The organism is Flavobacterium calami, from assembly GCF_038290035.1.
Classification (GTDB): Bacteria; Bacteroidota; Bacteroidia; order Flavobacteriales; family Flavobacteriaceae; genus Flavobacterium; species Flavobacterium calami.
The window spans coordinates 430,665-441,029 of sequence record NZ_JBBYHS010000001.1; the positions used below are offsets into that span (position 1 = coordinate 430,665).

14 protein-coding genes are annotated in these 10,365 nt (G+C 31.6%); 10 read left to right on the forward strand and 4 right to left on the reverse strand.

Annotated elements, in window-relative coordinates:
• The first annotated feature begins 4 nt into the window (after positions 1-4).
• Genes AAEO57_RS01505 through AAEO57_RS01515 form a run of 3 tightly spaced genes read left to right on the forward strand, consistent with a single transcriptional unit; the run spans position 5 to position 1,079 of the window.
• Positions 5-289: a YtxH domain-containing protein gene (locus tag AAEO57_RS01505; RefSeq protein ID WP_341688794.1), complete on the forward strand. Its 285-nt coding sequence runs from the start codon at positions 5-7 to the stop codon at positions 287-289.
• Between the two features lie 34 nt (positions 290-323).
• Complete coding sequence (locus tag AAEO57_RS01510) at positions 324-689, forward strand: hypothetical protein (RefSeq protein ID WP_341688796.1); 366 nt, start codon at positions 324-326, stop codon at positions 687-689.
• Between the two features lie 18 nt (positions 690-707).
• Complete coding sequence (locus AAEO57_RS01515; protein WP_341688798.1) at positions 708-1,079, forward strand: hypothetical protein; 372 nt, start codon at positions 708-710, stop codon at positions 1,077-1,079.
• A gap of 408 nt (positions 1,080-1,487) precedes the next feature.
• On the opposite strand, the gene prfA is transcribed toward AAEO57_RS01515, so the two are convergent.
• Entirely contained in the window at positions 1,488-2,564 is a 1,077-nt protein-coding gene (gene prfA, locus AAEO57_RS01520) for a peptide chain release factor 1 (RefSeq protein WP_341688800.1), read from the reverse strand.
• A 411-nt stretch (positions 2,565-2,975) separates the two neighbouring features.
• Between prfA and AAEO57_RS01525 the strand changes: the two genes are divergently transcribed.
• The 3 genes from AAEO57_RS01525 to AAEO57_RS01535 all read left to right on the forward strand — a co-directional run bounded on the left by AAEO57_RS01525 (position 2,976) and on the right by AAEO57_RS01535 (position 5,121).
• Positions 2,976-3,686, forward strand: a complete 711-nt coding sequence (locus tag AAEO57_RS01525) for a hypothetical protein (protein WP_341688802.1) — start codon at positions 2,976-2,978, stop codon at positions 3,684-3,686.
• Positions 3,687-3,872: 186 nt separating this feature from the next.
• Positions 3,873-4,379: a hypothetical protein gene (locus tag AAEO57_RS01530; RefSeq protein WP_341688804.1), complete on the forward strand. Its 507-nt coding sequence runs from the start codon at positions 3,873-3,875 to the stop codon at positions 4,377-4,379.
• A 145-nt stretch (positions 4,380-4,524) separates the two neighbouring features.
• On the forward strand, positions 4,525-5,121 hold the full coding sequence (locus AAEO57_RS01535; protein ID WP_341688806.1) for a hypothetical protein: 597 nt from the start codon (positions 4,525-4,527) through the stop codon (positions 5,119-5,121).
• Positions 5,122-5,358: 237 nt separating this feature from the next.
• Here AAEO57_RS01535 and AAEO57_RS01540 read toward each other — a convergent pair whose 3' ends face one another.
• On the reverse strand, positions 5,359-6,099 hold the full coding sequence (locus AAEO57_RS01540) for a DUF6261 family protein (protein WP_341688808.1): 741 nt from the start codon (positions 6,097-6,099) through the stop codon (positions 5,359-5,361).
• A gap of 480 nt (positions 6,100-6,579) precedes the next feature.
• Between AAEO57_RS01540 and AAEO57_RS01545 the strand changes: the two genes are divergently transcribed.
• Positions 6,580-6,924 carry an avidin-fold protein gene (locus AAEO57_RS01545; RefSeq protein ID WP_341688810.1) on the forward strand — a complete coding sequence of 115 codons (345 nt, stop codon included), beginning with the start codon at positions 6,580-6,582 and terminating at the stop codon, positions 6,922-6,924.
• Positions 6,925-6,944: 20 nt separating this feature from the next.
• On the forward strand, positions 6,945-7,538 hold the full coding sequence (locus AAEO57_RS01550; protein WP_341688813.1) for a class I SAM-dependent DNA methyltransferase: 594 nt from the start codon (positions 6,945-6,947) through the stop codon (positions 7,536-7,538).
• 99 nt (positions 7,539-7,637) lie between these two features.
• Here AAEO57_RS01550 and AAEO57_RS01555 read toward each other — a convergent pair whose 3' ends face one another.
• A complete protein-coding gene (locus AAEO57_RS01555; protein ID WP_341688815.1) occupies positions 7,638-8,399 on the reverse strand; it encodes a response regulator transcription factor in 762 nt (253 codons plus the stop codon).
• A 182-nt stretch (positions 8,400-8,581) separates the two neighbouring features.
• Here AAEO57_RS01555 and AAEO57_RS01560 point away from each other — a divergent pair, with 182 nt between their 5' ends.
• Both AAEO57_RS01560 and AAEO57_RS01565 read left to right on the forward strand, forming a co-directional pair.
• Positions 8,582-8,839: a hypothetical protein gene (locus tag AAEO57_RS01560; RefSeq protein ID WP_341688818.1), complete on the forward strand. Its 258-nt coding sequence runs from the start codon at positions 8,582-8,584 to the stop codon at positions 8,837-8,839.
• A gap of 137 nt (positions 8,840-8,976) precedes the next feature.
• The gene (locus AAEO57_RS01565) at positions 8,977-9,693 is read left to right on the forward strand and encodes a DUF3667 domain-containing protein (RefSeq protein WP_341688820.1); all 717 of its coding nucleotides are present in this window, start codon (positions 8,977-8,979) and stop codon (positions 9,691-9,693) included.
• 288 nt (positions 9,694-9,981) lie between these two features.
• Here the strand turns inward: AAEO57_RS01565 and AAEO57_RS01570 are convergent, their stop codons facing one another.
• A complete protein-coding gene (locus AAEO57_RS01570) occupies positions 9,982-10,245 on the reverse strand; it encodes a DUF5995 family protein (RefSeq protein WP_423972134.1) in 264 nt (87 codons plus the stop codon).
• Positions 10,246-10,365: the final 120 nt, after the last annotated feature.

The following is a 10,365-nucleotide window of genomic DNA, read 5'->3' on the forward strand; positions in this document are numbered from 1 at the left end:
TATTATGAAAACGAGTAGCACAATTTTAGGAATCTTAGGAGCTGCAGCAGCAGGAGCATTTTTAGGTGTATTATTTGCACCGGATAAAGGATCTGAAACAAGAAAAAAAATCAAAGATAAATCGAAAGATTACGGAGACAACCTTAAAGGGAAAGTGGACGGAATTTTAAGCTCGATTACTTCAAATGGTAAAGACATTATCGATGAAGGAAAAGCTAAATTCAATCAGGTTAAAGAAGACTTCAATACTGTAAAAGATGAAGCAAAAGCGATTAAGACGAACTACTAAAGAGTGAACTTTTTTAACCATAAATACCAATATCATGGAAACTAATGCAACAACACCTGAAAACCTGAATCTTTATGAAAAAGCTGAAAATTATACAAAAACGAGTTTAGAGTTAATCAAACTCAAAACAGTATCTGCTACTGCAGACGCTTTGTCTACAGTAACATCAAGAATTGCGGTTGGAGCTGTTGTTGCATTTTTTACCCTTTTCCTTAATATTGGACTCAGTTTATGGATTGGAAAAGAACTTGGAGAGTATTATTATGGTTTTTTTATAATAGCACTTTTTTATTTAATTGTTGCTATTGTATTACACAAAACACAGCATAAACTTATTAAGACTCCTATTGGAAACATGATTGTCTCCAGTATTTTAAAAGAAAATAAAACTGATTTATAATTAATAAAACAACCTATTATGAATACTATTCAAACTATAGATGCATTAAATCAGCAAATAAAACTTTTAGAAGGTCAACAAGATAGAGAATGGTGCGAAATTAAAGATGAAATAGGTGATATTAAAGAAATTTTAAAACCTACGAATCTAATACGCAACGCAGTCGGAGAACTCAATGAAGCTATAGGACTGAAGAGTGAATTAGCACAGTCTGCAATTAATATTGGAATTGGATACCTTGCTAAAAAAATTGTAATCGGAAAAACTGATTCGGCTTTTAAAAATATCCTCGGATCAATATTACAGGTTGCTGTCACCACTTTAGTAACAAAACCGGCTGAACATGAAACTCTGACGAAAAAATCACATGAAGAACTTTACGAAGAGTAATTGTCTAACTAAATACTAAGTATTATGGAAAAGATAAACGAAATAATAATCAAAAATGGTGTATACATTTACTCTAATTTCTATAAATGTTTTGAATATACAAGAGTATTTCTCGGTATCTAACGCGGCTTATACGTTTCTTTACAACAAACGGTTAAACGGTTAATACACACTATAAATCTAATTTTTAAATTAGGGTCATAGAAAAAAGCAAAGTAAGCTACCTTTATAGTTTACTTTGCTTTTTTTACTTAAAGGTTCTCAGGTACTCGGCTGCTAAGATTCTGAGTTTTCTAACTTTCATTAATTTACACAAACAAAAAAGCCGGACAAAATCCGGCTTTTTTGTTTGTGTATGTGTAAAATAACTGAGAACCTTAGCATCTTAGTAGCTTAGGACATCAAAACTTAATAAACTTCCGAAGCTTCCTTCAGTTTCTCCATATTGTTTACCAATTGAAGTTCAGAAACAATTTTATGAATATCCCCGTTCATAATGTTGCCCAAATCGTATAAAGTCAAACCAATACGGTGATCTGTTACACGTCCCTGAGCGTAGTTGTACGTTCTAATTTTTGCAGAACGGTCTCCTGAACTTACCTGAGAACTACGTTTTTTAGCGTCTTCCTCCTGTTTTTTTGCCAATTCCATTTCGTACAAACGAGAACGCAATACCATCAAGGCTTTATCCTTATTCTTGTGCTGTGATTTTTCATCCTGACACTGTGCCACCAATCCTGTTGGAATGTGTGTTAAACGCACAGCCGATTTCGTTGTATTTACCGATTGTCCTCCAGGTCCTGAAGAGCAGAAGAAATCCACACGAACATCATTCATATCTACCTGAACATCAAACTCCTCTGCCTCCGGTAAAACCATAACAGTCGCAGCAGATGTATGTACACGTCCTTGTGTCTCGGTTTGCGGAACACGCTGTACACGGTGAACACCCGCCTCAAACTTCAAAGTTCCGTAAACATCTTCTCCGGTAACTTCAAAAATAACCTCTTTAAAACCACCAGAAGTTCCTTCGTTCATATCAACCACAGAGCTTCTCCACCCCATGCTTTCACAGTATTTAGTATACATTCTGAAAAGATCCCCTGCAAAAATACTCGCTTCGTCCCCACCCGTACCAGCACGGATCTCCACCATCACGTTTTTCGCGTCTTCAGGGTCTTTAGGAATCAACATAAATTTGATTTCCTCCTCCAATTCTGGCAGACGTTCTTTTGCTTCATCCAATTGCATTTTTGCCATTTCCACCATTTCAGCATCACTTCCGTCAGCAATAATTTCGTTTGCTTCGTCAATATTTGCTAAAATTATGATGTACTCTTCTCTCTTTTCAACCAGCGCTTTAATACCTTTGTATTCTTGATTAAGCTGCTTATAACGTTTTTGATCAGCAATAACATCCGGCTGAATAACCAAATCCGAAATCTCGTCAAAACGCTGCTTTACATATTGAAGTCTGTCTAACATTTTTTATTTCCTTTTAATGGACTGCAAAATTATGAAAAATAGTTGATAGTTAAAAGTTGTTCTTTGATGGTTTTTTCAGGAGCTGATTACTTCGTCAGTCGCTATCGCACGTGTCCTGCTATCCGCTGTTCCCGATTAACAAAACCCATAGCTAAAAAGCCTTGGTTTTCTAAATCGGGAAATGCCACTACTATCAGGCTTAGATGTTTCATTAAAACCAACAGTATGAAAAGCATCTTTAGAATTATTGTGTCATGATGTGTAAGGAAAAATAAATATATTTGGAAAATAATACGAATTAAAAAACATATAACCTCCTTATTTAGAACTAAACAGGTTGAATTTATTCGTATATGAATAGTTGGCGGTAATTTTGGAAAAAACTGGAATTTAAATTATTAAAGAAAAAATATGTTAGAACAATATCAATTTTGGCAAAAGGTTTTTATGTGGTTAGGACCAACATTTACCGTTCTAGGAATTCTATTTGGAATTGGCTGGAATCATTGTGGATTGAAAATAAAGGAAATTGAAAAAGAATCAAAACCTAAAACAGAATCAACAAATACTCCACATACTACAACCGTTAACGTAAAAGGCGACTATGTGAATGGAAATAAAAATGAAACAAAATCAAATGTTGTTAATGCACCGAATGCACTTATTGTAACAAATAATCAATCTGGAGGTCAAAACACTGTAAATTATTATCAAAATGAATTTAAAAGTCCAAACGAAGACATTGATAATTCGATTTACTCGAACATACAAAAATTAATTAAGCAATATCCAAAACATCCGTTAACAGTTATTGAAATCGAATCAGGTAGTTCACAAAGAAATAAAGTTGCAATTCAACTAGAAAAATATCTAACGGAAAACAATTTGGGTCAATATCCAAAAGGAAATACATTTATGGGTAGATTTCCGGATTATCCTGTAACATTGTTTTTTAATCCTGAAAATAAACAATATGTTGAAGCTTTAATAGAATCAATAAAACCATATTTAAAGACAGAATATCATTTAGAAGAAACATCTAATTTTCCAAATAATCTAATTAAGATCTATATCAATGGACAACCTCTATTTGAAACTTCAGGAAAAGTAACAATCGAATAAAAACTACCGCCAACAGCCACTACAACGGATTTGGGCAATAGGCTTAATGGAAAGATGGTTTTGTATTTGAATGATTTGGCAAATCCGAAAAACGGGCTTAATTTAACCCCAAACCCGCTGTAGTGCCAGAACGTTAGTGGCAAGCGTATCGTAGAAACCTAAAAAATAACAAATTAATTTAACGAAATGACAATAAAAAGTTTTCAAAATTCATTCGAGAATCAGAAAGGTTCGAAAAAACTTTTTTACAAAATTCTTTGTTTAGTTGCTATCATTTTTTCTTTATTAATAATATATCTTGTATTCGCAAATCATAAATCAAAAGGTCTATTATTTTTAGCAGTTTGGTTACTAATTCTTGGAACTTATGGATTGTTTGAGTTAAGAAAACATTACAAACTAACATACTATGAAAATAATTATTCAGAAGAATTAAACATAAAAAACACAATTTCTTTGATACAAAATATTGCCAAAGGAAAATATACACAGAATGAAAACTCGTTTGAATTTATTTACCAAAAAAGTTGGTGGAGAATGGATTATAAAGTAAATATTTTTGCAGGCGAAAAAATAATTGCTATAAATGCTGAAGGTCGAGGTTCATCCGACAGTGGCTTCATAGATTTTGGTGCATCAAAAAAAACTGAACAAAGAATTATGAATTTGTTAATGAAAAACGCCAGCCGCTAACAGCCGTGTGGCAAGATTGCGAATTTTGTAGTAAATTCATATTTACGTTTCGTAAGAAGTTTTATCTTAGCCGAAAGTACTCGGTGCGAAGTTCGCAACCAAGCGCCAGAACGTTAGTGGATAGACTAAAAAATTGTTCTTAAAAATGAAAATACCAAACAAAAGAAGATTAATTGACTCCAAAAAAATATTTACTATATCATTAATTAGTATAGTAATTACAATCTTAAGTGTTTGGTTTTATGGAATTGGAAAACACAAAACAGTTATAGAAAATTCTTTGATTTCAACCTCAATTCTTTCAATCGCTTTTTTTCTTTTTATTACAATTAGTTTGTATAACGGAACTAAACTTAAAGATAGTTTAGGAAAATTAACGGATAAATTTGACTCTAAAAAACTAAACTTTTTAAAAGAGCTGAATGATGATGGTGGTTTCGGACATTCTATGCCAGAAATTGGAGAAGGAATCGGTGGAATAATAATGAGTATAATTTTGTGGATTCTAGTGTCGATTATTATTAGCTATCTGTTTTTTGCACTTGGAGCAATAATTTGGTTATCAATATTAGTGTTCTTGGGAATGTTATATTGGATTTTTTTCAGAGCATTAAGATTGATATTTAAAAAATCTTCAAAATGTAGTGGGAATATTGAAAGAAGTATATTTTACGGATTTACATACACAATTCTATATAATTTTTGGATTTACGGTATAATTTTATTGACCAAAATCTACTAGAAATGAGAATAAATCCATTCGCTAACAGCTAATCAAGAACTTTTTATAAAAGCAATTCATAACAGTAGTGAAAAGTTATTAGAATTTCAAGATGATTACTCCTCACGCTGCCGAGAGCGTCCCGCTCGTGAACACAATCAACAAAAAACCAAAACCCTTTCAGATTTAAACTCTGAAAGGGTTCTTTTTTTGAATTAATACAATTCTATTATACTTTTTGTATAATCAAAACCAAAATTAATTGACTGTTGTGGTATTGGTAGTGGCTTTGGTAGTCCGACGAGCCAATATATCCGAGTAATATTTTCGGGTGGTATTAATCAAAGTTAGCGCACGGTTGTACTGCTCAGAATCCAGTGCCTTAGAGAGACTCAACACATAATTGGTCATATCTGAGTATGTTTTGTTTATTTCCTGACGAAGAAGTTTGATGTCAAAAACCTCTTTATTGGCTTTTTCATGAGTGCGTCCTGAAAAAAGCAGTTTAAATTGGTCGTTGGCAGTTTTAAGACGCTCTGCAAAAGGCAGCATCTTCAAAACATTGAGGTGCTGATTGTATTTTGGGATGCTCAAATCAGTAAGAAGTTTGTCTATGCCATTGGTCTCCTCAACAAAATTCCAATTTTGAATTCCTTTGTAATTGTAAAACAAATTGGTAAGGCTTGAAAAAGCTTCCAACTCATTTGGCTGCTCTGAAAGTTCAAAAACTTTAAGTATGCGAAACAAAGCCGTAACAGCATTATCCCTCTGCTTGTCTGCCTCAACAATTTTAGCAGTTTCATCACTTTTGGTTGTCTGAAGTTGGGCTTTATCATAATCAACAGATTTAGTTTCTAAAGTGGTCAGATAATTTACCAAAACTTCATCTGTTATCATAATACCTTCCATGTTTCCGAGCCCTTCACAACTACTTTTCAAAAGTTGTCCAAATTCCAAATTTGATAAGCGGGTGAGACTTAAGTTTTCCAATTTTTTCATTATTTCATTTTTATAGTTAGGTTGTAAATGTAGTAAAAAAACTATAAAAATAAATTTAAGAATAAATTAATGTAGTATTTTACTTTTAAAAAATAATATTTTATACTATATGAGTAGCATTTGAGGCAAACTGAGTATAATTATGTGTAAAAGCGCTGCATCTGAAGTAAATTCAATTCAATTGATGCTAAAAGCATTGTATCTGAAATAAACTCAATTCAATTGATGCTAAAAGCACTGCGTCTAAAGTAAACTGAATTCAATTTGCATTAGAAGCTGTGTAAAAGTTTTTAAATTTGCTTTAAGATTTAACGATGTAGATTTTATAATTTCTTATAGACTGTTTATTACTGCTGCGATTCGTTTTGCCGTTTACCAACCCCGATGTCGCAGATTTGTAATCCGTGTGTAGCTTTTTAATATTTACAGAAACAAGTCTGTATATTGACTGAAAATAAATACTTAAATCAAATATATCAAATGAATAAATTCGACTTCAACAATAAAAGATTTGCCCTAATTCAAAATTCTGACAATGGAGAAGTAAATACAGAAACCATTTTTAATTACAAACAGGATAACAATCTTGTAACTGCCGACTACTTTGGAGGTACAATAAAATACGGAAAAATTATTGCTGATTTAAAAGATGACAAATTAAATATGCTTTATCAATGCTTAACAACAGACGATCAACTGAAAGCCGGTAAAGCCTTAGCACAAATTACACTGACTGAAAACGGAAAAATTAAATTGTCTTTGGATTGGGAATGGCTGACAAACGGTAATGATAAAGGAAAATCTGAATACATAGAAATTGAATAAAACCCTAAAGTTTTACAACCTTGCCAAACAAAAGCTCATACAATAAAATTATTGACAACTGGATTAAAGCCAGAAATAGTGCTATTGTAAACAAACCTGTTATAGATTTTGCTGATTATATAAATTCAAAAGGAACAATTTTTGACATTGGCTGCGGAACCGGATTACCAATAGCAAAATACCTTTCTGACTGTGATTTTTCGATAACAGGAATAGACCAGTCGGTTAAAATGATAGAAACGGCCAAATCTGCGGGGATTCAAAATTCAGTCTTTCAAACCTGCGATTTTTTTGATTTTGAAACCGATCAAAAGTTCAACGGGATTATAGCGTGGGATTCCCTTTTTCATTTTCCAAAAGAACGTCAAAGCGAAATTTATAGCAAAGTCTATCATTTATTAGCTCCCGGAGATTATTTCCTTTTTACCCACGGAAAAGAAGAAGACGAGCATACAGACAGTATGTTTGGGGAGCAATTTTACTACAGCTGCCTGTCTAAAGATTATGTCCTCGACTTAATGAAAGAACTTGGTTTTGAAATAATATATTCAGTTGAAAATTTTGTCGAAGAAAAAGACCAGCGGGATTGGGTTGTACTGGCAAGGAAAAAGTGATACTAAAAGCCCAAACTGACTAAATACCTAATTTATAATCATACAACGAGCAAAAGAACTTAATTTAATTTTCGGAGAAAGGATCAAAAGCCAAAAAACTCAAATAATTTTGTTATCTATGGCAAATGAAAGCGCTTCTGAAAAATTTTTTACATCAAAATTTTCAAAAATCTTCCTTCTGTAGTATTTTATTGTATCGGGTGAAACAAACATTTTTTTGGCGATCTGGTTTATTGTAAAACCCTGAGCATACAATCGAAGAATTTCCAGCTCTTTCTCTTTGAGTTTAGACTTCTCTTTCGCAATCCAGACTCCTTTTAATAAATCAAATTCCCAAAAAGCAGTCGAACCTTCCTTGTTTATAATAACATTTCCCGCCTCTTGCTTATGCGAAATAGAAACAATACACAATGATTTCCATACATCTCCTCTCTCGTTTAGAAAAAGTGGAGTCAATTTATGATTGATAAGAATAGGCTTTTCGTATTTTCCTTTTAAATGAAAGTCATACGAAATACTGTATAATTTTCTTTCGTCGGTATTTGGCAATTTATCATAAAAATCAAATCCGGCATTATTAATTACGTTCAGTAACGCTAAATCCTCTTCCGGAACATTTTTGAAGTAAAAAGTGTACCCCATTTCAAGTACTTCTTCGGGTAAATAACCACATAAAAACAAAGGATTATTCGAAACATACTCAAACTTCATCATCTCATAATCAATAACATAAATACTCTGATAGGTGATTTTTGCAAACGACTTTACCACTTCCAAATAGTTACCGAACTGAAACTTATCCGCTTCAGACACTTCTTTTACCTTGTTTCTGTTAAGCAATGAGTGTTTTTCATTTTCCATTTCATAAAAGTAGTAAAAACTACACAAAAGTGTAAATCAAAATTTAAAACGATTCATTTCTTTTGTATGTGATTTTGTTTTTTTTTATAAAAAAAGTCATACAATCAGATTTTAAAAAAACACTGAGTATAACAATTTCAGAATGAAATTTTAAATTATTACTCTAACAAAGACAAATCGTTATGCGGAAAAATATTTATGAAGAATTAACTAATAAACAGTTACTGAAAAAGAAAAACTTATTAAAAGGAGCATCAATAGGTCTGGGAATTGTCTTTTTATTTGCTCTATTTATATTGGTATATCTATGGTCAGAAAACAAATTAAAAAATGGCTCAGTTGGAACATTTATACCAATTTTTATATTACCAATAACTTTTGTCCCTCTTTTAATAAATTTTAAATTAATTAATCAGGAAATAAAATCAAGAGATTTGTAAGACTAAGTTTTTTTTAAAACCTTTTACATTAAATGCATTAGCATTGCATAATCCTGAGGGAATTTTAATTAGGAGCTAAATACTTTTAGAGGCTAAATAAAAAACTATTTCTGTTATCAAAAAATTGTCAGAATAAAATGATTTGCAAAAATTGTAATAGCGAAATAAACCTTAATTTTTGTCCGGATTGCGGACAGCCTTCAAAACTAAAAAGAATTGACGGGCACTATATAATGCATGAAATTGAACACGTTTTGCATTTTGACCGCGGCATTTTATTCACTATCAAAGAACTTTTTATCAATCCGGGACAGAACATTCGAAACTATATTTTCGAAAACAGAAGCCGACTTGTAAAACCTGTAATTTTTATAATCCTAACCTCTATAATCTATACTCTTATCAGTCATTTTTTTCATATTGAAGAAGAATATCTACAATATCAGGGATTAGATAAATCTACATTTGTCAAAATTTTAGGATGGATGCAGGCAAATTATGGATATATGAATATTATGACTGGTGCATTTATTGCAATTTGGCTAAAAATATTCTTTAAAAAATACAATTATAATTTTTTTGAATTGCTCATTATGCTATGCTTTGTATTGGGAATTTCAATGCTGATATTTGCTTTTTTTGCCCTCATCGAAGGAATTTCGCATATAAAATTATTAAACATCGCAGGGATGATTAGCGTGGTTTATTTAACCTGGGCAACAGGAAATTTTTTCGAAGAAAAAAAAGCTGCAAATTATGCAAAAGCATTAATCTGCTACTTATTGGGAATAATAACATTCTACATTTTAATATTTTCAATAGGAATAACAATTGATCTAATAACAAAACACTAACGAAATGGAAAATAAAAAAACATCGTCATTTATATTTGGAACAATAGCTATTATTTTGGGATGGACATTGTTTAAACACTTCGACTTTAAGAATCTGAGTTTTCAAAAACCATGGTTAGACGGGCTATACCTCTTAATTTTTGTATTTTCGATTTACGTTCTGATAAAAAACAACAGAAAACGAACAACTTAGAAATAATAAATACCAATGCAAACATTTGTACTATCATTATTGCTTTTTATTTTTAACTGTTGTTCATAATATTCATTAAGGGTTTATTTTTGAAACTACAAAGGAAGGCACACATCTTTTTTTTCTTCGATAATTTGCAAATTGATTATTTTTTGAACAATATCACCTTTTTCGAACAAACGGATAAATTTGAAAACAGCACTTACAAAATAGCCGGGATTAGAAACCAGCCTGGCTATTTTAGTGATTTTTTCATCCCGCAACTCTATGCTGGCTTCTCTTTCTTCTTCTGCCAGTAAAACAAATTCATTAGCAAATTTCCATGCTCCGTCTCGCGCAGTTTTCATACTGAAATCCACTAGTGTCCACTAAAAATTAAAATAAGTTCTTTGAAATTATTGTAAATCTGTATTTTAAGAGTCATTTTAGAGCGTGACGATTTGAAATGATTATTATGTTCGTAAATCAATATTACGAAT